Annotated in this window: 21 protein-coding genes and 1 riboswitch; of the genes, 10 read left to right on the forward strand and 11 right to left on the reverse strand. The window is 49.6% G+C overall.

Annotated elements, in window-relative coordinates; genetic code table 11:
* Nucleotides 1-552: 552 nt before the first annotated feature.
* Together EGT51_RS11770 and EGT51_RS11775 are read left to right on the forward strand one after the other, a co-directional pair.
* Entirely contained in the window at nt 553-1,839 is a 1,287-nt protein-coding gene (locus tag EGT51_RS11770) for a cation:dicarboxylate symporter family transporter (RefSeq protein WP_135368898.1), read from the forward strand.
* 749 nt (nt 1,840-2,588) lie between these two features.
* A riboswitch (M-box (ykoK) riboswitch) is annotated at nt 2,589-2,754 on the reverse strand.
* A gap of 218 nt (nt 2,755-2,972) precedes the next feature.
* On the forward strand, nt 2,973-3,536 hold the full coding sequence (locus EGT51_RS11775) for a redoxin domain-containing protein (protein ID WP_135368899.1): 564 nt from the start codon (nt 2,973-2,975) through the stop codon (nt 3,534-3,536).
* Nucleotides 3,537-3,773: 237 nt separating this feature from the next.
* Here the strand turns inward: EGT51_RS11775 and EGT51_RS11780 are convergent, their stop codons facing one another.
* The gene (locus EGT51_RS11780; protein WP_135368900.1) at nt 3,774-4,121 is read right to left on the reverse strand and encodes a hypothetical protein; all 348 of its coding nucleotides are present in this window, start codon (nt 4,119-4,121) and stop codon (nt 3,774-3,776) included.
* Nucleotides 4,122-4,307: 186 nt separating this feature from the next.
* Between EGT51_RS11780 and EGT51_RS11785 the strand changes: the two genes are divergently transcribed.
* Both EGT51_RS11785 and EGT51_RS11790 read left to right on the forward strand, forming a co-directional pair.
* Nucleotides 4,308-4,949: an SDR family oxidoreductase gene (locus tag EGT51_RS11785; protein ID WP_135368901.1), complete on the forward strand. Its 642-nt coding sequence runs from the start codon at nt 4,308-4,310 to the stop codon at nt 4,947-4,949.
* A gap of 91 nt (nt 4,950-5,040) precedes the next feature.
* The gene (locus EGT51_RS11790; protein WP_135368902.1) at nt 5,041-5,304 is read left to right on the forward strand and encodes a hypothetical protein; all 264 of its coding nucleotides are present in this window, start codon (nt 5,041-5,043) and stop codon (nt 5,302-5,304) included.
* 77 nt (nt 5,305-5,381) lie between these two features.
* Here the strand turns inward: EGT51_RS11790 and EGT51_RS11795 are convergent, their stop codons facing one another.
* On the reverse strand, nt 5,382-5,930 hold the full coding sequence (locus tag EGT51_RS11795) for a TetR/AcrR family transcriptional regulator (protein ID WP_135368903.1): 549 nt from the start codon (nt 5,928-5,930) through the stop codon (nt 5,382-5,384).
* Between the two features lie 139 nt (nt 5,931-6,069).
* Here EGT51_RS11795 and EGT51_RS11800 point away from each other — a divergent pair, with 139 nt between their 5' ends.
* Nucleotides 6,070-7,245, forward strand: coding sequence for an NADH-dependent flavin oxidoreductase (locus EGT51_RS11800; RefSeq protein ID WP_135368904.1), 1,176 nt, complete (start codon nt 6,070-6,072; stop codon nt 7,243-7,245).
* Nucleotides 7,246-7,931: 686 nt separating this feature from the next.
* Here the strand turns inward: EGT51_RS11800 and gndA are convergent.
* Together gndA and EGT51_RS11810 are read right to left on the reverse strand one after the other, a co-directional pair.
* Nucleotides 7,932-9,383, reverse strand: coding sequence for an NADP-dependent phosphogluconate dehydrogenase (gndA, locus tag EGT51_RS11805; RefSeq protein ID WP_135368905.1), 1,452 nt, complete (start codon nt 9,381-9,383; stop codon nt 7,932-7,934).
* 152 nt (nt 9,384-9,535) lie between these two features.
* On the reverse strand, nt 9,536-9,949 hold the full coding sequence (locus EGT51_RS11810; RefSeq protein ID WP_135368906.1) for a MarR family winged helix-turn-helix transcriptional regulator: 414 nt from the start codon (nt 9,947-9,949) through the stop codon (nt 9,536-9,538).
* Nucleotides 9,950-10,031: 82 nt separating this feature from the next.
* On the opposite strand from EGT51_RS11810, the gene EGT51_RS11815 reads away from it, so the two are divergent.
* Nucleotides 10,032-10,469 carry a GNAT family N-acetyltransferase gene (locus tag EGT51_RS11815; RefSeq protein ID WP_135368907.1) on the forward strand — a complete coding sequence of 146 codons (438 nt, stop codon included), beginning with the start codon at nt 10,032-10,034 and terminating at the stop codon, nt 10,467-10,469.
* On the opposite strand, the gene EGT51_RS11820 is transcribed toward EGT51_RS11815, so the two are convergent.
* A complete protein-coding gene (locus EGT51_RS11820) occupies nt 10,466-11,152 on the reverse strand; it encodes a Crp/Fnr family transcriptional regulator (protein ID WP_135368908.1) in 687 nt (228 codons plus the stop codon). The genes EGT51_RS11815 and EGT51_RS11820 overlap by 4 nt on opposite strands.
* Nucleotides 11,153-11,240: 88 nt before the next feature.
* Between EGT51_RS11820 and EGT51_RS11825 the strand changes: the two genes are divergently transcribed.
* The gene (locus EGT51_RS11825) at nt 11,241-11,993 is read left to right on the forward strand and encodes an SDR family NAD(P)-dependent oxidoreductase (RefSeq protein WP_135368909.1); all 753 of its coding nucleotides are present in this window, start codon (nt 11,241-11,243) and stop codon (nt 11,991-11,993) included.
* A 106-nt stretch (nt 11,994-12,099) separates the two neighbouring features.
* Here the strand turns inward: EGT51_RS11825 and zwf are convergent, their stop codons facing one another.
* Together zwf and EGT51_RS11835 are read right to left on the reverse strand one after the other, a co-directional pair.
* Nucleotides 12,100-13,587, reverse strand: a complete 1,488-nt coding sequence (zwf, locus tag EGT51_RS11830; RefSeq protein WP_135368910.1) for a glucose-6-phosphate dehydrogenase — start codon at nt 13,585-13,587, stop codon at nt 12,100-12,102.
* A 1,029-nt stretch (nt 13,588-14,616) separates the two neighbouring features.
* On the reverse strand, nt 14,617-15,459 hold the full coding sequence (locus EGT51_RS11835) for an aldo/keto reductase (protein ID WP_135368911.1): 843 nt from the start codon (nt 15,457-15,459) through the stop codon (nt 14,617-14,619).
* Between the two features lie 239 nt (nt 15,460-15,698).
* Here EGT51_RS11835 and EGT51_RS11840 point away from each other — a divergent pair, with 239 nt between their 5' ends.
* The gene (locus EGT51_RS11840) at nt 15,699-16,505 is read left to right on the forward strand and encodes an Ig-like domain-containing protein (protein ID WP_135368912.1); all 807 of its coding nucleotides are present in this window, start codon (nt 15,699-15,701) and stop codon (nt 16,503-16,505) included.
* A 1,285-nt stretch (nt 16,506-17,790) separates the two neighbouring features.
* On the opposite strand, the gene EGT51_RS11845 is transcribed toward EGT51_RS11840, so the two are convergent.
* Nucleotides 17,791-18,576, reverse strand: a complete 786-nt coding sequence (locus EGT51_RS11845) for a hypothetical protein (RefSeq protein ID WP_135368913.1) — start codon at nt 18,574-18,576, stop codon at nt 17,791-17,793.
* 969 nt (nt 18,577-19,545) lie between these two features.
* Between EGT51_RS11845 and EGT51_RS11850 the strand changes: the two genes are divergently transcribed.
* Nucleotides 19,546-19,896: a hypothetical protein gene (locus EGT51_RS11850; protein ID WP_135368914.1), complete on the forward strand. Its 351-nt coding sequence runs from the start codon at nt 19,546-19,548 to the stop codon at nt 19,894-19,896.
* Between the two features lie 64 nt (nt 19,897-19,960).
* Here EGT51_RS11850 and EGT51_RS11855 read toward each other — a convergent pair whose 3' ends face one another.
* From EGT51_RS11855 to EGT51_RS11865, 3 genes are all read right to left on the reverse strand, one after another.
* On the reverse strand, nt 19,961-21,862 hold the full coding sequence (locus EGT51_RS11855; protein WP_135368915.1) for a heavy metal translocating P-type ATPase: 1,902 nt from the start codon (nt 21,860-21,862) through the stop codon (nt 19,961-19,963).
* A gap of 220 nt (nt 21,863-22,082) precedes the next feature.
* The gene (locus EGT51_RS11860) at nt 22,083-23,897 is read right to left on the reverse strand and encodes a bifunctional metallophosphatase/5'-nucleotidase (protein ID WP_135368916.1); all 1,815 of its coding nucleotides are present in this window, start codon (nt 23,895-23,897) and stop codon (nt 22,083-22,085) included.
* Nucleotides 23,898-24,420: 523 nt separating this feature from the next.
* On the reverse strand, nt 24,421-25,002 hold the full coding sequence (locus EGT51_RS11865; protein WP_135368917.1) for a hypothetical protein: 582 nt from the start codon (nt 25,000-25,002) through the stop codon (nt 24,421-24,423).
* Nucleotides 25,003-25,289: 287 nt separating this feature from the next.
* On the opposite strand from EGT51_RS11865, the gene EGT51_RS13205 reads away from it, so the two are divergent.
* On the forward strand, nt 25,290-25,466 hold the full coding sequence (locus EGT51_RS13205) for a helix-turn-helix domain-containing protein (protein WP_404819929.1): 177 nt from the start codon (nt 25,290-25,292) through the stop codon (nt 25,464-25,466).
* The last annotated feature ends 56 nt before the right edge of the window (nt 25,467-25,522 follow it).

The following is a 25,522-nucleotide window of genomic DNA, read 5'->3' on the forward strand; positions in this document are numbered from 1 at the left end:
ACTGAAGGAACCCTGTGAGGGTTCCTTTTTTTATACCTAAAAACCTAACGCGGCAAACGAGAGTGGCCCCGTCAGCGGCCCGCCCACTACCTGGTCAAACGGCTGTGACGGTGGTGCTCCAAAGCGGCTGAGTCCATTTAAGAATCCCCTAACTCTTGAAGGACATGTGTAACCGACCCTCACCTCCAGGATTGGCTTCTAAGCCGAGGTGCGGTTAAGCGTCATCGCGGGGCGGATTTGGCAACGAGCCCCGCTGCCAAATCCGGAAAAATTCTTCGTCAGCTCTTCCTACGACTTGGTCAGTTGACCGAACTCACCGAAAATCAGCCATTTAAGTGGGGTAGGACCGCGACTAGGTGGATTGTCTGTCAACGATACCCGACAAATTTGGCGACGTGTATGGCGCTGACAAGGGGGATTTTGCCGGTGCGTTCGATTGGGCACTATCTTTTCCCGGGGGGACCAGTGTGCTATGATTATTAGTGTCGCAGCAAAACACCGTTAAAGTTGTCTTGAAAACAAACACATACAGAGAGAATGGGTGGAATTAGCATGCAGAAATACCGCAAGTACCGTCTGAGTCTGGGCTGGCAAATCTTAATTGGCCTGGTGCTCGGGGTGGTCTTAGGTGCCGTCTTTTATCAAAACAAAGTGGCCATCACGGCAATGCAAAATATTGGGAACATGTTCATTGGGCTGATCCAAATGATCGTGCTGCCCATCGTGGTGTCGTGTCTGACTGTGGGGATCGCCAATATGGGGGATATCAAGCAGTTGGGCCGGGTCGGTGGGAAGACCATCATCTACTTTGAAATCATGACGACCATCGCCATTGCCTTAGGGCTGTTGGTGGGTAACATCTTTAAGCCGGGGGATTTTATCGATATTCATCAACTACATAGTACCGATATCAGTCAGTACGTGTCCTCGGCCAAGTCCGCTGGGAATACCGGAATCTGGTCCACGTTGATGGGGATTATCCCGACCAATATCTTCAAATCCCTGTCCGAGGGTGACATGATGCCCGTCATCTTCTTTTCCGTCTTCTTTGGGCTGGGAACGGCCGCGATTGGCAAACAAGGGCAGGTCATCATTGATGTCTTGGATGCCGTTTCGCAGGTCATGTTCCGGGTCACCAACTGGGTCATGCACACCGCGCCAATCGGGGTCTGTGCTTTGATTGGGGTCACCATTGCGCAAATGGGACTGTCGGCCCTGGCACCGCTGGGGTATTTCATTGTCCTGGCCTACGCAACGATGGCGTTGTTCATTCTGGTCTTCATGGGGCTGGCCGCGCGGTTGTTCGGCTTTCGGCTCTGGGACCTGTTGTACGTAATCAAGGACGAAGCGGTCTTGGCCTTTTCCACGGCCAGTTCCGAGGCGGCTTTACCACGGTTGATCGATAAAATGGACAAGTTCGGGGTCAGTCAAGGGATCGTGTCGTTCGTGATTCCGACCGGCTACACGTTTAACCTGGATGGGTCCGCCATCTACCAATCACTGGCTGCCTTGTTCCTGGCGCAGGCCTACCACATTAACCTGAGCCTGGGGCAACAGATCACCTTGCTGGTGGTGCTGATGATCACCAGTAAAGGGATGGCCGGGGTGCCAGGAGCCTCGTTTGTGGTCCTGTTAGCCACCGTTTCCACGATTGGGGTGCCGATGAGCGGGTTGACTTTCATCGCTGGCATCGACCGCCTCGTCGACATGGGGCGAACCGCGGTCAACGTGGTCGGCAACTCACTGGCAACCGTGATCATCGGGAAATCCGAACACGAATTCAGTGAAGAAAAGAGTCAGACCTACCTGCAACAGATTCGCACCGCTAAAACAAAATAAACGCAAAAAAGCAGCAACGCCGTCCCTCTTTTGGGGGAGTGCGTTGCTGCTTTTTTCGTGGTGCGTATTTGGCAAATACCAGCACATCCAAGGCACGTGGTCACGGCTTAGCGGGGTGATTCCCATCAGCCCATGGGCCCTAACAGGTGGCTTGGATAACCAGTCTCAGTTTGGTATTCATTATTCGTATCGACCGTCAGAGATTAAAAACCGACCTAGTTGAAACGGCGTCAGTTACGAAATGTTTTTCTCCCCACCGGGTTCCCCCAGCGGTGAAGCATCGCTACGTGGCGTAACGCTATGGGACTAGCACGTCAATGCATCATGGTCGCATAGTCGCCGAGAAAGACTGGTAACTCTAGCTTGCGTTATCCATTAAGTGGCTGGAACCCAACTGGTCCACGAACGAATTCGGGAAGTTCAGACGAGTTACGGTCGGCTGCAACACCGACAGCGTCTGAAATAAAGTGGCCAGCTGTTTCCGTTTAAAGTCTACGAGTCGAACCTCCGCATCAAGCTACGGGGTCCGGAATCGGGAAAGCTAGAGTGGTGTCCTCCTCAAAGCGTCAACCAAGAGGCTTGAACAGACGGTAACTTTCCCACCGGCGAGTAATAACACGCTCCAGGATCATCTAAAAGTTGCGTTGTCATGTTCAATCACCTCCTGTAGTAAGTCGACAGTGACAACTGCGGACAAATTAAAAGCGCCTAGCCACGACCAGCTAAGCGCACCTTAAAGAACAAGTGTGAGTATTGGCTAGTCGTTGAGTTTTAGCACTATACGGCGTAGTTAGTTCATAACAGCTACATTAGATCAGGCCTTCTGTTGACCTGAACAGCTGACTCATTGGCGTTTCTCGACGTTTCTGAGCAGTAGCATTTTCCGTATAGGAGCCTCACCTAACAGCTTCTAATTTATCTTACGTACATAGTATATCTGGTTCTCATCCAGATTGCAAGAAAAAAGTCCAAATTCTATCGAATAATAATTATAATAACTAACTATAAATATACTTATAACACGGGCTTTACTAGCCCAACTCTACTTTAGAATCATTCTTGATTTAATCGGTAAAACCGCGTATGCTAAGGGTGCATCAAAAAGAAAAACAAGAATTGAGGGGAGTTTTATCATGAATTACATTGGTTCTGCGTTACCCGATTTTCAAGTAAATGCTTATCAAAACGGCGAGGTCAAGGCCTTAACGCCGACTGACCTGTTGGGGCACTGGTCGGTACTGTTCTTTTACCCAGCGGACTTCTCATTCGTTTGTCCCACGGAACTAGGGGATTTGGCGACGCACTATAGCGAGTTTCAAAAGTTAGGCGCCGAAATCTACAGTGTTTCCGAAGACACGGAGTTCGTGCACCAGGCTTGGCATGAGCAGAGTACCGAGGTGGGCCAAGTGGCTTACCCGATGATTGCGGACCCAGCGGGCGTCTTGGCGCGGCACTATGACGTGCTGGACGAGGATGCCGGGCAAGCCTACCGCGGCGTCTTCATCTTGGACCCCGCTGGCAAGGTGCGTTCCTACACCATCAACGATATGGGCATCGGTCGCAACGCCGCAGAAGTCTTGCGGACGCTGACCGCCGCCCAATTCGTGGCAGAACACGGCGACCGCGTTTGCCCAGCCAACTGGCACGCTGGCGAAAAGACGCTGAAGCCCGGAACTGACCTGGTGGGGAAGATTTAAACGCCTGGTTCAATTAGATTAAGAGAGTGAGGCAAAAGGCGATTAGCCGGCGAGCATTAAGGCTGATAACCGAATAATCCGGGTCTGGGATTGTTTGGTTATCAGGTTTAAGCGGAACCGGCTGCCTTTGGGCGCACATTTCAGCTATGTAAGACATAAAAGCGCCTGAGCGGTATTTGCTCAGACGCTTTTGTGCGCAAAAAAAGACAGCCAGGCTTCCCTAACCGTCTCCAAGACCTATTTGCCTTCTGCGATGCCGGCATACTGTTGAGCGTACCAGCCGTCCCAGGTCAGGTCCTTTAACGTGCCACTAGCCGTGTAGGGCAAGTTGACCGTCTTTAAAATCGTCAAGAACAGGTCGCGCTTGTTGGCCAAGACACCTGCGGCCAATTGGTCGGGGCTAAAGTTTAAGTTGGCGTAAATGTACATGTTGATATCGTTCATGGCGTAATCAACCTTGTATGAGGCCAAGATTTCCAGGTCGTTGGTCCGGTAGTGTTTCAAATAGAAATGAACAAAGTCAGTTAATGCGGTGTTTTGGGCGGTTTCGTCCAAGTCACTAATGGTTAAATCAGGATTTTGCAAAATTTGAGACCTCCTCAAAATGTCTAGCTTTCACGAGTATCGGTCAAATCGGTCGGTGCCCTTTCTACATTATATGGCATCGGATGGCTTGGGGTAAAGGAAACTCACCGAAAAATTTCACCAGTCAACCGAACTGGTCTAGGGTATAATGGAAAACAGAAGTTTGTGAAGGGAGTTAGATGAGAGATGCGGGTAATGATCGTAGGCGCCAATGGTGAAGTGGGGCGCCTGTTAGTGGCGCAGCTGTTGGCTAATGGGGATGAACCCATCGCCGGGTTGCGCGCGGATGAAGATGGTGAGGACTTGGAAGACCAAGGCATTGCCGTGCGGCGAGTGGACTTGTTGGCCAAGCCAGAGCGCATTGCCAGTACCCTGATGGATGCTGAAGCGGTCATCTTCGCCGCGGGTTCTGGGGGCCGCACCAAGGACGACATGACCTTGTTGATCGACTTAGATGGTGCCGTTAAGACCATGCAGGCCGCCGAAATTGCCGGGGTCAAGCGCTTCATGATGATCAGCATGCTATTTGCCGAAGACCGTAACCGCTGGGCGGACCCGCTCAAGCCGCTGTACGTGGCGAAATTTTACGCCGACAACTGGCTGGTCCACCAGACCCACTTGGCGTATACCATCGTGCAGCCGGGCGCGCTGTCCTTTCACGCGGGTACGGGCAAGGTGCAAAGCGATCCGTTGGCCGTGGGCAGCATTCCCCGCGCCGATTTAGCCGCATTCATGGTGGCCGCCTTGCACGCGCCACAGACGATTGGCAAGACCATTCCGTTACTCAGCGGGGAGCAGCCTATCCAAACGGTTATTGACCAATTATGAGCATAATGGTCGCGTCTGGCCACCATTCTTGCTAAAATAAGGATATTGATAGGACGTGTCCGTCAGGATTTTCGCTAAGGAGGTTACGGTTATGACTGAGAACTTGGTTTTAGCCCCGCCGGCAGCCCGCGAGTTAGCGCATCACCTGGACGAATGGGCCAAATGGCGGCAGACCAATGACCGGACCACGGCCGATGTAGACTGGGACCGGTTCATTGCTAAGAGTCGCGAGAAGGCTCAGTGGCAGGCTGGTTTAGCCGCCGAGATTGACCACTGGGAAAACCTGCATGCGATTCAATTGGCGTTAGAAGAACGATTAGCCGGGACCACAGCTGGTGGTCATACGCGGCAATAGAGCTTGATATCGAAGAAAGGCCTCCGTGGTTGCGGGGGCCTTTTGGTTGCGCCAAAACAAATCTACCAACCGCCACCCTAACGCGGCTCCGGCACCGCCGTTAAGGTAATCTCACACAAACAAGCCGGCATGAACAAATGCAGGTCACTCGCCAACTCGCTGGCCGCTTGCTGCATGCCGGTCAAGGCCCACTGCCGCGTGTAGGCGACGAACCCGTCGGCGAAGAATTGCAGCGCCTTTTGGTCGTCAGTCGTCAGCTGATGGGTGCTGTGGCGCGCGATGATGTCCGCGAAGTGGGTCACCAGGTGTTGCCGGAAAAAGTCGGTGAAGGAGTTTTGGCCAGTCGCGCGGAAAGCAGCGTCGAAGAAAGCCGCGTGCGTTTCAAAGTAGCACAGCATCTTGGTGAAGATGCCTTGCCATGTGTAGGCCTCGCAGTCGCGAAAAATGGCCGTCATGGCCTCGGTGTAGTAACTATTGATAACGTCATACTTGTCAGAAAAGTATTTATAAAACGATCCGCGACTCACCGTGGCCTCTGCCAGGATATCGTTGACCGTGATGTCCTTGATGGCCTGGCGTTGGGCCAGGGTGTAGACGCTTTGTAAGATCTGGTGGCGAATATCCATCAGCTGGGCCTCCTCGTGGATAGAATCCAATTTTTGTTCAAAAATGAACAAATTGCACGTAATATTCGTTACTAATAATAAGCGATTCTGGTATGGTAGACAAGTAAAGTTCTTACCAATCCCTGAGGAGGTTATTTGTATGAGTCGTTATCAATTTTTGCAATCAGCTACGTTGAAATCCGGCGTGAAGGTGAAAAACCGTGTCGTGTTACCCCCAATGACCGAATGCATGGCGTTAGCCAACGGGGAAGTTTCCCGTGATGAACTACGCTATGCCGCCATTCACGCGGGCGGTGTGGGGTTGTTTATTACCCCTGTCGCTTACGTCAATGCCCGCGGCAAGGGGTTCGAAGGCGAACTCTCCGTGGCCGATGACCGCTTCATTCCGGGCTTGAACAAGCTGGCCACGACCATCCAACAGAAGGGCACCAAGGCCATTTTACAGATCTTTAGCGCCGGGCGGATGTCCAGTTCCGCTATCCTACGTGGCCAAAAGACCGTGTCTGCCAGTGCTGTAGCGGCACCACGACCGGGGATGGAAACGCCGGAAGAGCTGACCAATGCGGAGATTGAGCAGACGATCACGGACTTCGGTGAAGCCACGCGGCGGGCCATTCAGGCCGGATTCGATGGCGTCGAGATCCACGGGGCCAACACCTACTTGATCCAGCAGTTCTTCTCTCCCCACAGTAATCGGCGGACCGACAAGTGGGGCGGGTCCGTTGAAAAACGGATGACCTTCCCGCTACGCGTGGTTGACGCGGTCCAAACGGCCGTCAAGACTTACGCCGACCGGCCATTTGTCGTCGGTTACCGTTTCTCACCGGAAGAAATCGAAGAGCCCGGCATCCGGATGGCCGATACGCTTAAGCTGGTTGCCAAGCTGGATACCTTGGGCTTGGATTACCTGCACGTTTCCATGGGCAACGTTTGGCGGCCGTCGATCAATGATCAAAGCGATAAGACGCCGTTGATTGACCAGATTCAAGACGCGGTCACGGCCACGCCATTGATCTCCGTCGGTAACGTCAAGACCCCCGTCGACGCCGAACGCGTGATGGAAGCCGGTATTGATTTCGTCGCTATCGGCCGGGAAAGCATTCGTGAACCGCACTGGGTCGAAAAGGTCGAGGCGGGTGCCGAGGAAAGCATTCGCTACACCTTGCCACTGACCGACCTCGATGAACTGGGAATCGCCTCACCGTACTTTGACTTTCTGGCGGGGATGGATGCCGGGGGCGCCCACATCGGTTTTGAACCGGCATTAGCCACGACTGAAAAAGGCAACGCCAAGGATTTAGTCTTTCGGAAATAACCACTGAAAGCTCTGACGGTCGCGGGAAATCTTCCCGTGCTTGCCAGAGCTTTTTTTAGCATGCGACTCATGGCGGTAAAAATAGTCGTTGACAGCGTCGCAAAGCAAACTGGTCGCCTACCGTTCGCCAAATATGGGTTGGAACGCTGGGGCGGACGGGTCGAGCCAAAGGACGGTCTCGACACCTCGCTTTGAGCCGAAGCCCACGTCTCAAAGACGCCAGTTGCCTAAGCGGCATGAACCGCGCCGCTAAGGCAACTCCCACGGCTGAACCCATACTTGGCGAACTCTCGGCTACGGTAGTGCTTGCCAGTAACAGTCGTCTTAACCCCAGATAGTAGCCGCATTGACGACTATTCATTAATTAACACAGTGTTACTGATAGACGCCAACCTTGCCGGAGGCAGCCAGGGATGGCCCCAGCTGGGTCGGCGGTGTTGGCTGAGGTCTTGTCTCAGCCTACAGCGCAGGACGACTTGAGAGCCTGGCGGGTTTTGCCAGGCTTTCAAGCGAACCGGAAGACCGTTCCTCAGGCTGGAGGTGTTCCCCAGAGCAAGTCCTACCCCAGCCTGACGCAGGCATCTGGTTTCACCCACGTTGTCAGAACACCGCCACAACCTTCAGGAAGTCAACAAAAAAGCGCATAGCCATCGCGGCCATGCGCTTTTCCCTTAACGACATTAAATTTATTGTTCTTCGTACCAAGTGTAGTGGAAGTTCCCTTCGCGGTCGTTCCGTTCGTAAGTGTGGGCACCGAAGTAGTCCCGTTGTGCTTGTAACAAGTTAGCAGGCAAGACTTCTGCGCGGAAGCTGTCATAGTAAGTAATGGCAGCGGACAGACTTGGAACGGGGATGCCGGCTTGAACAGCCATGGCAACCACGTCACGGATGGATTGTTGATACTTGCTGGCGATATCCTTGAAGTAGCTATCGAACAGCAGGTTGGTCAACTTCGGATCCTTATCGAAGGCGTCGGTGATGTTTTGCAGGAATTGGGCCCGGATGATGCAACCGCCACGCCAAATTTGTGCTAATTCACCAAACTTCAGGTCCCAATCGTTGGCTTCGGAAGCGAAGCGCAATTGTTCGAAGCCTTGGGCGTAACTCATCAATTTCCCAAAGAAGAGGGCTTGACGCACTTCTTCAACGAACTTGTCCTTGTCGGCGATGTCGGCGATGTCAGCCTGGCCTTGCTTTTCAGCAGCTGGTAAGACCTTCGAAGCCTTGACCCGTTCGTCCTTCAACATGGAAATGTAACGGGCGTAAACGGCTTCCGTAATCACGGATTGTGGGACTTGAACGTCGAGGGCATCTTCGGAACTCCACTTACCAGTCCCCTTGTTGTTCCCGCGGTCCTTGATGGCATCGACGATTGGCAAGTTCTTGTCGTCGCCCAAGTCATCCTTACGGGAAAGGATGTCAGCGGTGATTTCGATCAAGTAGCTGTCGAGTTCGCCCTTGTTCCATTCCTTGAAAATGTCAGCCATGTCGTCAACGGAAATGCCGGCGACGTTACGCATGATGTTGTAGCTTTCATCGATCAGCTCTTCATCACCGTATTCGATCCCGTTGTGGACCATCTTAACGTAGTGGCCAGCACCATTCGGGCCGATGTAAGTGACACAAGGCTTGCCATCTTGAGGCGCCTTAGCAGCAATCTTGGTCAAAATCGGTTCAACCAGGTCGTAGGCTTCCTTTTGACCACCAGGCATCAGTGAAGGCCCTTGTAAGGCCCCCAGTTCACCACCGGAAACCCCCATACCAATGAAGTTGATCCCGGACTTGTCCAGTTCGGCGTTACGGGCCATCGTGTCGTGGAAGTTGGTGTTCCCACCGTCGATCAGCACGTCACCCTTATCAAGTAGTGGCAACAGTTCATGAATCACTGCGTCGGTTGGCTTTCCGGCCTTGACCATCAAGAGAATCCGCCGTGGCGTTTCCAAAGAGTTGACGAAGTCTTCAATCGTGTAGCTGGGAACCAATTTCTTTTCACTGTGGTCCTTCATGACCTGTTCAGTCTTGCTGCTGGTCCGGTTGAAAATGCCCACGGTGTACCCGCGGCTTTCGATGTTCAGGGCTAAGTTCTTGCCCATGACCGCCATACCAACAACACCAATATTTGCTTTTTGATCTGCCATTAGTAACCTTCCTTTTTGTGTCAAAATTAGTAACGACTTTCCATCAGCTAGTGTAGCATTGAACAATTTGAAAGGAAACTTATTTGACTTGTTTTGGTGAAAAAGATTCGTTTGGTTTCAAAACGGCCAGCTGAAATGAGAGCACCCGGCAATCATTGACGAAGGTTGGCGGCCACTTTGGCTAATAATTCTGTTAGGATGGCCTGCTCACCGGGGGAGAGCGCCCGCGTGCCGTCCGCGATGATTTGCGTTTCGTAGGCCGTTAGTTCGGGATAGCGGGCCCGACCAGCCGCGGTGGGCACCAACGGCCGCCGCTTCTTGTCAGCGGCGTCGATACCACGGGTCACGTAGCCGTTGGCAATCAGCTTTCTTACGGTCCGCAGGCAGGTCGACGGGTCGACGTGTAGTTGGGCGGCCAGCTCCGTTTGGGTGATGCCGGGCGTCTCAATGATGCGCATCAGGTAAATGAATTGGTTGTTACCCAGGTGTTCAGCCTGAAAAAGGCGATTGCCCCGGGTGGCCGTCACTCGGGCAATCAGGCCGATACTGCGAAGTAAATTAGGCATAATTTCTCCTTTCTAGTTGCATTTGCAATTAAAATGACCGATACTATTAAAAATAGTATACCATAGAGAGAAGACGATTGACTTGGAATGGCAAACAAAATGGTTTGATGAATTATCAACTAAAGACTTCTACAATCTTGCATATGAACGTACTCGGACTTTTGTCGTGGCGCAGAAACGAGTCTACCAGGAAATTGACGACACGGACTTAGTCGCCCATCACGTCTTGGGTTACGATGACGGCCAATTGGTCGCCTACGCCCGCATTTTCCGCGTGGGAGACCACGTCACGTTTGGCCGGGTCCTGACGATTCCAGAACGCCGGGGCACAGGACTAGGCCGGCCGCTAATGGCCCAGATTGAAGCCGACCTGCATGCCAGTTTTCCGGGAGTGCCCGTTAGCATCGAAGCGCAAATCGACAAGCAGCACTTCTATGAAAAGTTTGGGTACACCGCACGGGGCGATGTGTTTGATTTCCAAGGTACGCCCCACATCGAAATGACTAAGCCTGGGCTTTAGTCGTTGGTGTGTAACAGCTCCGGACTGCACCGTTGAATCAAGGCCGGCCAGTCGGTGACCGTCAGCGTTTTGCGCGCCGTGGTCACGATGCCCAGCTGCCGGAGCTTCTGTAAGACGCGAGTAAACGTCAACAGCGGCAGACCAATATTGCTGGCCATCGCTGCCTGGGTCAACACGATACCGTGGGGCTTGAGGAGCTGTTCGTACTGGTACAGGTAGTTGCAAACCTTGGTCGTGCTGTCCTGGGTAGCCAGAACCACGGCGTCGTAGAGCAAGATGCTACTGAAATCGGCATACTGCCGCAACATGGCCAGTGCCAAGGCCGAATTTGTCGCCAACAGGTCGGCCAGTCGGCGCTGTGGCAGCGGCGTCACCACGGCATCCGTTTGCGCCTTGACCAAAAAAGCGTCACGTTCCATGCGGTATTGCCGTTCTACCGGGCTATAGAGTGGAAAAAGGCCACCGGGGCCGATAAACAATTCGGTCTTTTCGCTACCGGTCGAGCCGTCTAAAATGTAGAACCGCAACACGCCACGATGGACGTAGAAACTACGCGTCATGAATTCGCCAATGGTCACGAGCTGGTCGGTAGCCGCGACTGACTGGGGCGAACGGCCAGCCGTCAGTTGCGGCTGAAAGGCGGTAAAGGTCCCGTCGTAATAGTATTCAGGAATTTTTAACATCGGTCGTTGTCCACCTCACTTGATGTATAAGCGCTTCCAATTATAGCTTAAAATGGGGGCTGAAAACAAAGCTAAGGAGTGATTTTGGATGACGAAGAAAGTAGCAGTGATTACCGGTGGGACTAGTGGCATTGGACTGGCAACGTCGCAAAAATTTGTGCAAGAGGGGTATCGCGTGGTGGCCGCCAGCGTTGATGCTGCGGATAAGGTCGCCGCAGCCCAAGCCCAAATCGATTCGCCGGACTTTGACGTCGTTAACTGTAACGTGGCTGATCGTGCGGCTGTGCAACAGGTCATTGCCGGCGTGGTCGAAAAATACGACCGCATCGACGTATTGGCCAACGTGGCCGGCGTTTTAGCCAAAGAAGTCGACCTGACCGAGGCCGACCTGGACAACGTGGAACAGACGATTCAAATTAATTTGCTGGGGAGCATCTACGTGGCTAAGGCCGTGGCCCAGGTCATGAAGCAACAGGGGAGCGGAACCATCATCAATGTTGGGTCGATCGATGGTGTGATGGCCAACCACGAATCCATCGCCTACCACGCCTCCAAGGGTGGCATTCACATGTTCACCAAAGCACTGGCCCGCGAATTGAGTCCCTTTGGCATTCGCGTCGTGTGCGTTGCGCCAGGCTGGGTCGATACGGGGATGGTTCCGGACAAGGCCCGCGCCTATGGCTCAAAGCTCCTGATGAAGGGCCGGTTGATCACCACCGATGAGTTGGCCGGGGCTATCTGGCTGATGACCTTACCGGAAGCCGCTGCGATCAATGGTAGCGTAGTCATGGCCGATGATGGTTACGCAGAATTCAAGGGAATGGGGATTTTGGATTTGTAATACCAGCCGACTGACGAACGGCAGGCGACCATGCCCCCCTCATTTCGTCATAACCAAAAAACCGCCAACCATCAAGCCATGGTCGGCGGTTTTATTTCGTTTAAATTTAGTTGTTCAAACGGTAGACCCATTCACGGTGGTCGCGTTGAATTAATTCTTCAGCGGCGGCAGGTCCCATGGAATGTGGCGTGTAGTTCGGGAAGTTAGGTGCTTGTAAGTCCCAAACACGACGGATTTGGTCCACGAACTTCCAAGCGTAGGAAACTTCTGGCCAGCTGGAGAAGTTGGTCCCGTCACCCTTCAAGACGTCGTGTAACAGGCGTTCGTAAGGTTCTGGTGTTTCCTTAGACTTTTCGGCGTCAACCAAGTAGTCCAACTTGATGGGTTCCGTTGAGAACGTGGCGTCGTTAGTCTTGGCGTTCAATTGCAGGGAGAACCCAGCGTGTGGTTCAACGAAGATCGTCAAAACGTTGGCTGCCAGTGGCGTGTTTTGAGATTGTGGGAAGGCAAAGATGTCGACTAATGGCCGCTTGAAGACAACGTCCACCCGCGTAAATTTGTCAGCTAACATCTTCCCAGTCCGAACGTAGAATGGGGTACCAGACCAACGGTAGTTGTCGAATAACAACTTCCCGGCAACGAACGTTTCAGTCGTTGAGTCAACCGGCACATTGTCTTCGTGACGGTAGTCGGGTTGGTTGTCGATCGAGCCGTATTGGCCGCGGACAAAGTTGGTAGCGGCATCGGCTACGTTGTAAACGCGCAGACTCCGTAAAGCCTTGACTTTTTCAGCCCGGATATCGGTATCCGTAAAGGCGACAGGTTGTTCCATGGCTAACAAGGAAACGATTTGCATGATGTGGTTTTGGACCATATCCCGCAAAGCCCCACTGTTGTCGTAGTAAGAAGCCCGTTCTTCGACCCCTAACTTTTCAGACAAGGTCACTTGGATGTTGTCGATGTAACGGTTGTTCCATAAGGATTCGACCAACGTGTTCCCAAAACGCAGCGCTTCGATGTTTTGGATCATTTCCTTACCCAAGTAGTGGTCGATCCGGAAGATTTGTTCTTCCTTGAAGGACTTGCTTAAGGCGTCGTTCAATTGCTTAGCGGAGTCAAAGTCGCGGCCAAATGGCTTTTCAATGACCAACCGGTTGAAGGCATCCTTGTTCTTGGACATCAAGCCTTGGGTCTTCAAATCTTGGGCAATCGTGCCGAAGAATTGTGGGGCCATGGACAGATAGAAGATGCGGTTACCTTGTAACTTGTACTTCTTGTCCAGCTTTTCGGCGGCGTCCTTCAAGACGGAATAGTGCGCCGTGTCGGTAACGTCGTGAGCTTGGTAGTAGAAATGAGAAATAAAGTCGCTGGCTTCTTTTGAGTCGGCGCGGTTGCCACTGTCAGCTAGAGATTTCTTAACTGCAGCGCGGAATTTGTCGTCGTCCAATGTTTGCCGGGAAGTCCCGATAACGGCGAAATGCGTCCGTAAGCTACCTTTGCGATAAAGGTTAAACAGACTAGGGTAAAGTTTCCGGTAAGCCAAGTCACCGGTACCCCCGAAGAACATGAATAAAGCTGTGCGTTCAGTTGCCACGAGATCGTCACTCCTTAAGATTGATTACGTTATATGAGCAGTATCTACAAATTTAAAAAAACATGCGTTAGAGACTATCGGTTATCCAAGGCGGTGAGCAAGGCCACCTCAGGTCCGCGAGTTGCCTAAACACTGTCTAGACCACTTCGGGAATTTATTATACGCTACTTTGCCGTGAAACGCGACCTTTTTAAAGCAAGAATTTAAAATTTAGACAACCGGTTGCATTGGCTTAAAATCAACGTTTTCATGAATTTCGCGTTTTCATGAAAACGTTTATATTTTCGGCCAAGTCTCATGGAAGCGACTTTCGTTCGTTACTTTTTTGAAATCGCTACCACCTGTAGTCTAGCAGAAATGGTCCTGTGTGTAACGTGAGAAGGGGCGGAATGGTTAAAATTTTTAGTAAACGGAAATGAGAGTGTGACAGGCGGGCGGTTAATTGAAGGTTGAACCTAAAATTAACGCGCTGATTGCTGTAACGACAGTGTTCCGACACCTAAAACTGGCGAAACCAGACGCCTGCGTCAGCCAGGGTTCCACCTGCTCTGGGGAACGGCTATAGCCTGAGGAGCGGTCTTTCGCCTCGCTTGAAAGCCTGGTAAAACCCGCCAGTCTCTCAAGTCGTCCCGCGCTGTAGGCTGAGAAAGGACCTCAGCCTACAGCGCCGACACAGCTGGCTCCGCCCTGGCTGCCTCCGGCAAGTTGGCAGTTATCAGCAACACTGTGTTAATGAAAGATTAGTCGTCAATGCAGCTACTCTCTGGGGTTAAGACAACTGTCACTAATGCACACTACCGTAGCCGAGAGTTCGCCAAATATGGGTTCAGCCGCTTAACAAGAGTGTGACAACAGGCGGTTAACTGGCGAGCATTAACGGTGCTAGGCGGATAATCCTGGTCCTGGATTATTGGCCTAGCAGTGTTAAGCGGAACCAGTTGCCTGTTGGCGCACGTTTCGGCTATTTAAAGGCAGCGCAAAAGAGCCTGAACGCGATGTCCAGACTCTATCAGTTTTTTAAAGTGTAAGTTACTTTGCCAATGCCTTCAACGCGTCAAAGTCCGCTTGGCTCAGGTCGATGTCGGCGCCATGAATGTTTTGCAATTCGTGGTCCGTTGACTTGGTCCCAGGGATAGGCAGGATGACGTCGGAGCGCTTCAATAGCCAGGCCAATGCAATTTGGGCCGGTGAAGCGTCGTATTTCTGCGCGATGGTGGTCAACGTCGGATTGTCGATCAGCTTCCCGGTTGCCAGGGGGAACCACGGAATGAAGGCGATGTGGTGCGCGTCGGCGTAGTCCAAGACGTCTTCGTCCTGGCGGTTGCTGAGGTTGTACATGTTTTGCACGGAAACGATGGGCGCGATCTTTTCAGCGGCCTTGAGCTGGTCAACGGAGACCTGGCTCAAGCCGATGTGCTTGATCTTACCCTCGTCTTGCATGTCCTTGAGCACGCCAATCTGGTCGGCCAGCGGTACCGTTGGGTCGATGCGGTGCAGCTGCAACAGGTCGATGTGGTCCAGCCCCAACGTGAACAGGTTGAGTTCCACCTGTTGCCGCAGGTAGGCGGGCACACCGGTGGGGGTCCAAATGTCTGGGCCCTGGCGTGTCTGCCCGACTTTGGTGGCAACCATCACGTGGTTGTGCGGCCGTTCCTGTAAGGCCTTGCGCAGGTACAGGTTAGCGTAGAAGGGGCCGTAAGCATCGGCGGTGTCGATAAAATTAACGCCGTTGTCGATGGCCGTTTCGATCACCTTGACCGCATTGTCCGGGTCAGCCACGGGTCCCCAGACCCCGTTGCCGGTCAGCTGCATCGTCCCGTAGCCTAACCGATTGACCGTTAAATCATCATCAAATTTAAATGTTTTCTCCATTAGAGTACCACCTAACTGTTAGAATAAGTTTACTGACAATAAGTTAGTCTTTTTAACGGGTAGAAGCAAACATTTAGTTTCGTCTCCAACCATAAATCAAGTTAATCTTAAGGGTGGTTAAAAAAAGCTAAACTCCTGTTCGATTTTGGTTCCTTTTGCGATAAAATCTGTTATACTACTAAGCGGTTAAATAAATTAATGCCGGTGGGAATCGCCGGTAGAATAGGGGTCAGGATATAATGAAAAAATTTATGGTTGCGATGACCGGTTTGGTCACTTTAGCTACTGTTGGCGCTGTTGCCCCAGTTTCCGTGGCGACGCCCGCTGTAACGGCACATGCGGCAACACACATTGGGCCTAACCTGAGTGTTAACGCGATTTACACGTCTTCCAAGAAGGTTTCTGGGACGGCGACGAAGGGGTCTAAGATCACCGTTAAGGCGACGAAGAACGCCAAGAAGAACTTGGCTAGCGGTACGGCTTCCAAGAAGACTGGTAAGTACAGCATCAAGCTGTCCAAGAAGCTGAAGAAGAACGCTAACGTCTACGTTTATGCAACTAATCCTAAGACCAACACGTCTTTCTACCGGATCATCCGGGTCCAAGCCGCAGCTACTAAGACGGCGACGAAGACCACGACTAAGAAGACTACGACCAAGAAGACGACTACGAAGAAGGCCGCAACCAAGAAGACCACGGCTGCTAGCTTCTCCGTTAAGACGCCAACTGGGACTTGGAAGTCCAACACGGCCAACAAGTACTCCCAAAAGTTCGTTTTCAGCCAAAAGACCGGTTTCAACCAAACCCTTTACAAGAACGGCAAGAAAGTGAAGACCTTGGTTTCTTACGCAACTTACAGCGTAAACGCCAAGACCCCAACGTTCTGGAAGATCACTTACACGCCTAAGGGTTCTAAGACGTCCAAGAGCTTCTACATGCACTTTACGTCTGCTAAGAAGTTCAAGATCGTTAACAGCAAGGATAAAGCCATTGCCGTTAAGGCCGGCGTTGCCCCAGCTGCTAAGTGGACATTCACTAAGGCTTAAATCAACTGAATCAGCGTCAACCGCGGCGTCATGCCCGGTTAGCGCAGGGAGGTCGGGACTGCGGTTCTGGCCTCTTTTCTTGTGCGCCCGGCATGGGCAACTAGGCGGTGAAAGTCCGCTGTGGTCCGTAGTAGTTGGAACCACGAGTCGAAGGCAAGGATGTCCATCATGAGGTGGAATCTGAAGGAAGCCCTAGACAAAGTAACGCACTGATGTACAAAAAGCGGCTAAAATACTGAAAATGCTTGGATGAGGTTGCCTAACAAGCTAAGTCCAGTCATTTACAGTAAGGTCGACAGTGATAGGATACGAAAGCTGGCGTTCGTACCCGAGACCGCTGAAAAACTAAATTGTTATTTGAAGAATCACCAGCTAAGTCTAAAAATAGCCAGCAAAGCAGAAGAAACTATCCACTTTGCTGGCTATTTTGACTATATTTTTGAGAATTCGATTTTGCAAATACCGGATTTCTGACTTTTTCAGCAGCTCCCTCTTACCCGGGGCCCGGGGAGGCCTGATTGATAAGTTCCCGACAAGAGGTGTGTTATACGCTACAGGGGCGAGCGAGTCAATGCTGGCCCGTTGAATCTTTCAGGAGTCAGCTGAGGTCACAGTAGGACTGTCTTAGCAGTCTGAAGGACCGAACAGTAATAATCCAGGATGACGCGGTCTAAATCGAAAAACATCGATTTAGACCGTGTTATTTTTTGTCAAATCCACGTTGATGAATGTTTCAGGAATTATTTTCTTATAAGGCATTGGTGTTGATTTTTATTAAGACATTAATGAGGATACTTATTTTATAATATTAACGTTTTACGTGTTGACGAGCAATCGAAAATCCAGTATCTTACATACTAACAGCCACTAAGCAAAATAGAGCTGTGGGGGAGGGGAGGTCATTGCAAAAAAACTTATATATATTGAGTGCAATGATTCTGATGGTTCTTTTAATTTTCGAAATTGCCAAGTTCTTTTCGGGTTTAGTTTACAATCATAGTTCCGGATTATCAATATTAGTTAGTTTGCTTATACTGTTGGTAGCTGGAATAGCAATTTTTGAATTAATTCGATTTTTTTCAATTAAAATATTTTCAAAAAAGCATAAAAGAGAGTAACACATGAATAAAAAGATAGTATATTCGGTACTCACAACTACTTGAAAATGAATAAAATAAAAAGGACTCCTGTATATTGGTATGGAGTCCCTTCTACAACCTATTTTTTAACCTCTCGCCAGTTATTTAATCAGCGAAAAGCAATTCAACACGTTTCAATTGTTCCTTTACTCACCCTTTGGTTGAGCAATAACAAATGCATAACCGCGACCATTGTTGTACTTTGCATTGCCGTTTGTATGATCGAAGATGTTGATGCCAATTTCATAGTTCTTCAAACTCTTGCGTTTAGCCGCATCATACCCATTAGCAGCCAGTAGACTCTTAACCTTTGCAATTCTAGTTGCAGTTGATTTGGTGTAACTTTGATCCAGATATTTAGTGATCTTAGGGAATGTCTTAATTGCCGTATAATTATTGGCTAATTGGCTTGCACCAGTTACCCCAGGTTTGTATCCCCAGTCATTTTGATAATAGCTCCCCTTGGCAATAGAGACCCTGGTTAAATTCAAAGTTACTTTTGAATTAGGAAAAAGTGCGACAATTTCTCGCGTAATTTCTTGCGCAGGCGACTTTTGGATGTACTGCAAGTAATCCTTGTTGGAAGTAAACATCATCAATGGCGCAAACTGGCCTTTAATCATATCAAGTCCGACGCCTTGTTCAAGATACCCATGCCAAACATAGCCACTAACTGACGCTTTCCCATCAGCCTTTTGGCCGGTTATATAAACATACTTTGTATTTTTGCCATTATGTTTAAGGGTGAGTGTCGCCGTACTTTTCCAAGTTCTGTTGGGAACTTTGTTTAAATTATAGTATTTCTTAGTATGTTTTTTATTCCAAATGGCGACTGACTTTTTAGGCTTAACTGCACGTAAGTACGTTGTCTCGGTTGACCAATGCTCTTTCACAATGGAATATTTTGTCGCTGCTTGTGCTTGTCCTCCCATTAGTCCTACCCCCACCATGCATGCGATAGATAGAAATAAAATGCTCTTTTTCAAATTATCAGCCCCTTTTAAAGTTCATTTTAGCATAGGGAAAAGTCAATGACGAATTGCTAAACGCTGCAAAAATAGGCCCGCAGGATCGCTTCAATCCTGCGGGCCTATTCAATATTAAGCTATTTGTTTTTTAAAAGACGCTTTTTGGAATGCTGTAGATATAGTTAGCATCAACGCTACCATTTGAGTGTGCTGCTCACTCCTTCGGGGATGCTTGATGTTTCTTTAACGAGTAATTTATTATTCAATAATCATTCGGCCGTGATTTAACAAAAGTAGCTGAATATTGACGTGTTCTCACCCCCAATTTCTTTTAATCTAAAAGTGTATAAAAAATATTCGCGGAATACCAGGACTTTTAACCAATATTGCACAGCAGAAGTAGATGATCACTATGAACCTTAAAAGATGTGGGCACTCTAATCGGCGCTCTGGGGTCCTTGGCAATGGTTATCTCGTGAAAAGGAGGCTATGTCCAAACGATATAAACAACAGATTCTCTCTCTTCGTCAAGCTAACGACCTGCTTCGCAAAGAGAATGACGAATATCACGCGAAGTATGGTAATTTATAGGGCTACAACGCTATTGAACAATGTCAAACGTGACAAATAACAAAGTTATGCTTCTTCGACCCAATAAGCCGATTACCCAAATAATCGCATACGTTTCGAAATTACCAGTAAGCAACCACTGATACACTTGCTTTTATAGAACAGCCGATGTTTGCATATCCCAATTGCTGGCGCTAATAATGGTCTTCTCGAATCCGCGAAGAGGGTCTTACGATTAGCCTCAATATAGTCGCCACATGACTTGGGAAACAGTAAAGCGGAAACACCTTTTGTATCTTTAATCGGAAAAGGGTAAGATGTTTAGAGAAACTGATATTTTCAGGGGAAAAGGGGAGAAGACAGGTGCGACGCGCAATCAGAATAAGTTTAACGGTCCTAGGCGTTGTCGGTTTGGCCATTGCGGCGGGCTTGGCCATGGGTTATATGGCCAATGACGTGGCTGTTTCGTACGGTGAGGCAGCGGGATCCGAATTGGTTTTGTGGATCTTGACGGCCGGTGCGACCGTAATCTTTGCTGTGAGCCTCTTTTGGCTACGATTCCGCGGCATCACGCTGCTGAGTGGTGTGTTAGGCGTCGTGAGTGTCAGCGGCTACGCGACGCTGGTGGGGACCGGCTTTGACTGGCTGATTCTAGGCTACCTGCTGTACCTGTGCGTGGGTAGCGGTTTGAAATGTTATGCGATTAAAATTTGAACCAGCAAAAGCCCTGACCGGCCATCGTGATGATGGGTGATCAGGGCTTTTTTAAAGCGTTTGATTAGTTCGTCGCTAATTGTTGAGCAGCTGGCTTAGCTTGCTTGGCGCCGCGAGGCTTGTAGCCAATCAGGCGCATCGCGTTGAAGATAACCACGAGGATGGAAGCTTCGTGGACGAACATCCCACTGGCCATGTAGATGTAACCGTAAACCAATCCGATCAGCAGGAAGGCAACCGTTAAGATGGCGATGGTGATGTTTTGCTTGGTGTTGGCCGAGGTCTTCTTGGCCAGGCCGACCGCGTGATTCAAGGCGGTGAAGCTGGATTGCATCAGGACCACGTCGGCGGTTTCAATGGCGACGTCGGTCCCACCACCCATGGCGATACCGACACTAGCGGTGGCTAAGGAAGGACTGTCGTTGATCCCGTCACCGACGAAGGCCACGTTACGACCCATGTCTTGGAACTTCTTGACGAAGGTGACCTTGTCAGCTGGCAGTAAGTCGGCGTGCACTTCGTCGATGCCTAAGGATTCGGCGACCGCTTGGGCAGTGGCTTGGTTGTCACCCGTTAACATGACTAAGTGCTTGATGCCTTGACGTTTCAAAGCGGCTAAAGCGGCCGGAACTTCTGGGCGAACCGTATCGGCGACCCCTAAGATGAAGGCGAGTTGGCCTTGGTAACCGACTAAGACGGTGGATTGGCCTTCGTCTTGCATGTTGTGCAGGTCGGCTTGTTGGTCGTCCGTTAACGTGATGTCGTGGTCCTTTAACAAAGCAGCGTTGCCGACGTACAGGTCATTGTCGTTCCAGTGACCGATCATGCCGCGGCCTTTGACCGTTTCCGTTTCAATGGCGGTGGCGTTGTCCTTGAGGTGGGCGTCTAAATGGGCCACGATGGCTTGAGCCAATGGGTGATCAGAGGTCTTTTCGACTTGAGCGACTCCGGCTAAGAGGCTGTGGTCGTCGGTGTATTGTTTCATGTCGGCCACCGTCATTTTACCAGTGGTCAGGGTCCCAGTCTTATCAAAGACGATGGTATCAACCTTGGCGAGGCTTTCGACCACGTCGCCACCCTTGATCAGGATGCCGTTCTTGGCGCCGTTACCGATCCCAGCCACGTTAGAAACTGGGGCACCGATAACCAGGGCACCAGGGCAACCGAGAACTAAGACGGTGATGGCCAAACGCAGGTCACGGGAGAAGATGAAGACCAGAATGGCGATGACTAAGACGGCTGGCGTGTAGTATTGGGCAAATTTATCAATAAACTTTTCGGCAGGTGATTTGGTATCTTGGGCTTCTTCGACCAGTTCGATGATCTTGGAGAAGGTCGTTTCGTCCCCAACTTGGGTGGCTTCGATGGTCAGCGTACCGCTTTCAACCATGGCACCGGAGTAAACGCCGTCACCGTTTTGCTTGTTGATGGGACGGGATTCACCGGTAATGGAGGCTTCGTTGACGTAGCCGGACCCATCGACGATTTTACCATCGACTGGGACTTGGCCCCCGGCTTTGACTAAGACCACGTTGCCTTCTTCCAGGTCATCGACGTCGACTTCTTCGGTCGTGCCGTCGTCATTGACCAGTTGCGCAGTGGTCGGGGCCATTTCCGTCAGAGATTGGATAGCCCCCCGCGTCTTGGCCAACGTCTTTTGTTCCAGGTAGGAACCGAAGAGAAAGAGGAAGGTGACGATGGCGGATTCCTCGAATTCTCCGATGGCGAAGGCCCCGATAACGGCGATGCCGACCAGCAGTTCAATACTGAAGACCTTGGCTTTCAACGCGCTGATGGCCCGCAGAACGATTGGCGCCGCGGCAATGACCGAAGCGATGATCCAAGCAGTATCGGTCACGTACGGCACTTTGGTAAACCAGGTGTTGAGAAAACCCAGAATGATTAAGCCGGCTGACCAAAAAGTAATGGGATTGGTGTGACTGTAAATAAAGCGTTGAAATTTCATGGGAGAGCATCCTTTCTATTGATAATTCCTAAGTTCTAAATGTTTCGTCCTTGTTTATGTTTCCATTATGCCGTGGATTGGGGAAGATTAACTTGATGCGAATCAAGTTGGAGGAAATAGTTGGGATTATTTTCGATTTTTTTAGTGGAAAATCAAAAATGACCCTAGAAATCAGCTGAGATTCCTAGAGCCATTTGGGTTGAGGACGTGAATTTTACATTTAGTTTGAAGCTACCGGAACTTTCCGGTCCAATTGTGGTGTCGCGATGGGACTATGACTTTGCAAGTAGGTGGTCAAGAGGTCAATATCCTGACCGGCGTTATCAACAATACTTCCGTGAGTGAAGGCTGCGTAACCGTCTCCACCCGTGGAGAGGTAGTCGTTGGTTAAGACGCGATATTTCTGCGTAGGGTTGATGGCGTCACCGCTAGCTGTCTTGACGTCAGAAACAGTGAAGAGTTGATCACCAATAGTTGCAGGGCTGTACTTGTAGGTCAATCCTGAGATTTGAAGGAAGTAGAGTTGCGATTTGGTGTACTGTTCGTTCAACAGGTCGACAATATCCTTTCCAGTCATTTCAACGATAGGTTGGCTATTCCCATAAGGTTGCATATCGTAGAGCGTCCCCAGCGTTACCTTGCCCGCGGGATTAACGTTCATATCGCTGCGAATGGAATCGTTACTCGTCACAGCAAAGTCGACTGAATGATTCTGTTCGTTAGCACTTGTGCGTTGCGCATCCACGACGACGTAGGCAGCAGCTGATTCCTTATTCGCTGATAGTTCATTACTGATAGTTTTACCACCGGCAATGGATCCCACTTCAGTATTGATGATAGGGGCTACGCGGCGATTGGCATCGGTGATAATTTTATTAATCTTTTTGACGGTCTTATCTTTCGTAAAATTGGCAGTTGGGTCGTCCTTCAAAGAGAAGACAGGGGAGACTTTAGCCTTGACGCTACGCTTAACAAAGTCGTGGGTCTTTGTGCTGAGCTTAGCCGTGATATTGGCATAGCCCCGCCCTTGCATACCAGATTGGACGACAGGTACACCTTTAACGCGTCCGTTAGCGTATTGATGGCTGTGGCCGGCGAAGAAAATATCAACACTATTCTTAGGGGCAATTTTGTTCAGTTGTTTGAGGTCGTTAACGGCATCGCCAGTAGTCTTGCCGTTTTGAGTCACTGCACCAGTATGACCAAGCACGACAATGGCTTTAACCCCTTTAGCACGTAATTTCTTGTCGTACTTAGCAATGGTCTTGGCTTCGTTGAGTAGCTTATAATTTTTAGCAATTCCAGGTAAATTCGTGTTTAAAATGCCAATATAGCCGACTTTAACGCTAGCTTTCGTTTTGGGGTCAGTCACTTTTTTTATCGTGTAAGGTTTCCAGTTGGCTGGAATCTTGTTAGTCTTTCTGTCACGAACGTTAGCGATGACGATTTGCATGCCTGTTTTGGCATATGGATAATTCTTGATGGCCTGGACTTGTTGGGTATTCTTGATACCTGTGGTACTCGGCTTCTTACCATTAACGAGTTTACCGTATTGGCCTAGTCCGTGGTCAAACTCGTGATTGCCGATGACACCGACCTTAATCTTCATAGCCTTAAGAGCGCTTAGCGTTGGGCCATCGTCGAGTAGCGCTGAATTAGCTGGACTAGCACCAACCATATCTCCAGATTGAACCCGAACTGAGACGCCTTTAGGGTGCTTCTTTTGAAAATTCGTTTGCGCTTGATCGAGGTATCCCCCTAATCTTGTAGCGGTCCCGGCACCTTCGATGGTTTTAGTATCCATGAAAAGCTTCCCCGTTGCCTGTAAACCACCGTGAAGGTCGTTAATTCCTAAAAACTGAACTGAAATTTTCTGAGACTTTTTGGGTGACTTGATCTTCTTTACGGTTTTCTTGGCGTATGCCGTCTTTTGCGGACTTAGATATGAAGAATTCGCCATAATACCGCCAGATATAACCCCTAAACACCCCAATGTTCCTAATAAGTATAACGTTTTACTCGAAAAACCAATCATGCTTGTGACCTCCCTGAAATATATTGGTAGCGCTTACAAATAAAATAATAGCATAGTTGAAGTGGATAAACAATATCCTCATTTACATTTTAAAGTGCGCTATTGATGAAGTCGTGTGTAAATAAAAAAAGCCGCCCCGACGATAACTTTGGCGAGTTACAGGGCGACCATCTTCACGTAACGAGCCACTGCCTTTAAGGCGGCTGCTAGGGGTTGGTATGTCTCTACCAACCCTTTTGCATACCATGCTAGTTGGCAGTTGGCAATCGCTGAGGCTTGCCAACCCATAGATAACCAAAAAAAACAGTACAATCACACAATACTGGCCTCTTTGAAACAGACTGAAAAACAGTTTTTCTACTTCCTCAAATAATGTGCCTTAACCCACAACGCAATCAATAGTAAAACAGTCACAATCACAGTATTTACAAAATCAGTCATCAGAAAATAGACATAAGATCCCAAAATACCAATAACCAAAATTATGGCTAAAAATTCAACTAATCGTTTCATAGAACCTATTTTACACTAAAACTTCAACAACCGTCACAACACCGGCAGCTATCGTATTTGAAACTCCCTTAGAAAGACCACAAGTATGTAACCCCTTTGAAATAACCTTCTCCAGAGCTGCACCAGTCGCAACATCCATGGCATTTCCCCAGACCTTTACAAACTTTTTCTCACTAACTTTCTTACCAATCACTTTTGCAAACTTCTTATAAACAATCTTTGGCAATGTCTTAGCAACATACACTTTACCATAACGAGCAATCAAATAAGCCATCAAACCAGCGGCCGCTCGCGATTGTGGCCGCTGAGGTGTCGTAATAGCTGGCGCACTCGCCAAAACCTCAGACTTCAACTCAACTTGCAACTTGGCAGTATAGATATTAATCACATTTTCCCAATCAGTAGTTAAGTTATCCATATCATATGTACTTACAATATTTCCCAACTTATCTGTATCCATGTTTTGATAGTCAACCTTCGTGATCGCTGATGTACCAATTGTATCAGCAAAGGCAGAAACTGACGGTACAACAACACTCCCCAAAGTCATCGCCGTTAAAGCCACCGTAGCCAATCTAACAGTTTTATTCATAAATAGGGACTCCTATAAAAATATTATTTTGCCAACATGTTTCACTCGACAACTAATATATTCTCAAACATCGCCAAGACACAAAAGAAACCAGATGTTTACGTAAATCATACGTTTCCCGGTTACATACACAAATTTTCAACTCACCCCCATTCACTCAAACGTTAACTCATCCAAAAGTTGTTAGTACTCATAATCAAAAAATTAGTATAGTATTATATTTAGAATCAACGACAGATTCCAATCAGACAAAACATCTAGGAGGGATTTTCATCGCAGAATTCAGTATTCAACTAAGAAACGCACGTATCGTCCAAGGCTTTTCCAAAAACGAAGTAGCAACCATTCTGCACGTCACACGCCAATCAATTTCTAAATGGGAAAACGAGAGTGGGACAAACGAGAGTGGGACAGACGTGCATGTGCTGCCGCACACCCCGAAACATGAAAACGACGATCACTGATCTTTTGATGATAAAATATCATTGAAGGATTAGTGATCGTCGCTTTATTGGTACTT

The sequence above is a fragment of the Levilactobacillus suantsaiihabitans genome (assembly GCF_004745505.1).
Classification (GTDB): Bacteria; Bacillota; Bacilli; order Lactobacillales; family Lactobacillaceae; genus Levilactobacillus; species Levilactobacillus suantsaiihabitans.

Bases quoted from the DNA above. Each gene is read 5' to 3' on its own strand.
- EGT51_RS11835 (WP_135368911.1), bottom strand. From the start codon at position 15,459: ATGGAGAAAACATTTAAATTTGATGATGATTTAACGGTCAATCGGTTA.
- EGT51_RS11770 (WP_135368898.1), top strand. From the start codon at position 553: ATGCAGAAATACCGCAAGTACCGTCTGAGTCTGGGCTGGCAAATCTTA.
- EGT51_RS11855 (WP_135368915.1), bottom strand. From the start codon at position 21,862: ATGAAATTTCAACGCTTTATTTACAGTCACACCAATCCCATTACTTTT.
- EGT51_RS11825 (WP_135368909.1), top strand. From the start codon at position 11,241: ATGACGAAGAAAGTAGCAGTGATTACCGGTGGGACTAGTGGCATTGGA.
- EGT51_RS11860 (WP_135368916.1), bottom strand. From the start codon at position 23,897: ATGATTGGTTTTTCGAGTAAAACGTTATACTTATTAGGAACATTGGGG.
- EGT51_RS11865 (WP_135368917.1), bottom strand. From the start codon at position 25,002: ATGAATAAAACTGTTAGATTGGCTACGGTGGCTTTAACGGCGATGACT.
- EGT51_RS11795 (WP_135368903.1), bottom strand. From the start codon at position 5,930: ATGGATATTCGCCACCAGATCTTACAAAGCGTCTACACCCTGGCCCAA.
- EGT51_RS11845 (WP_135368913.1), bottom strand. From the start codon at position 18,576: ATGGGAGGACAAGCACAAGCAGCGACAAAATATTCCATTGTGAAAGAG.
- EGT51_RS11790 (WP_135368902.1), top strand. From the start codon at position 5,041: ATGACTGAGAACTTGGTTTTAGCCCCGCCGGCAGCCCGCGAGTTAGCG.
- EGT51_RS11775 (WP_135368899.1), top strand. From the start codon at position 2,973: ATGAATTACATTGGTTCTGCGTTACCCGATTTTCAAGTAAATGCTTAT.
- EGT51_RS11800 (WP_135368904.1), top strand. From the start codon at position 6,070: ATGAGTCGTTATCAATTTTTGCAATCAGCTACGTTGAAATCCGGCGTG.
- EGT51_RS11820 (WP_135368908.1), bottom strand. From the start codon at position 11,152: ATGTTAAAAATTCCTGAATACTATTACGACGGGACCTTTACCGCCTTT.
- EGT51_RS11810 (WP_135368906.1), bottom strand. From the start codon at position 9,949: ATGCCTAATTTACTTCGCAGTATCGGCCTGATTGCCCGAGTGACGGCC.
- gndA (WP_135368905.1), bottom strand. From the start codon at position 9,383: ATGGCAGATCAAAAAGCAAATATTGGTGTTGTTGGTATGGCGGTCATG.
- EGT51_RS11785 (WP_135368901.1), top strand. From the start codon at position 4,308: ATGCGGGTAATGATCGTAGGCGCCAATGGTGAAGTGGGGCGCCTGTTA.
- EGT51_RS11840 (WP_135368912.1), top strand. From the start codon at position 15,699: ATGAAAAAATTTATGGTTGCGATGACCGGTTTGGTCACTTTAGCTACT.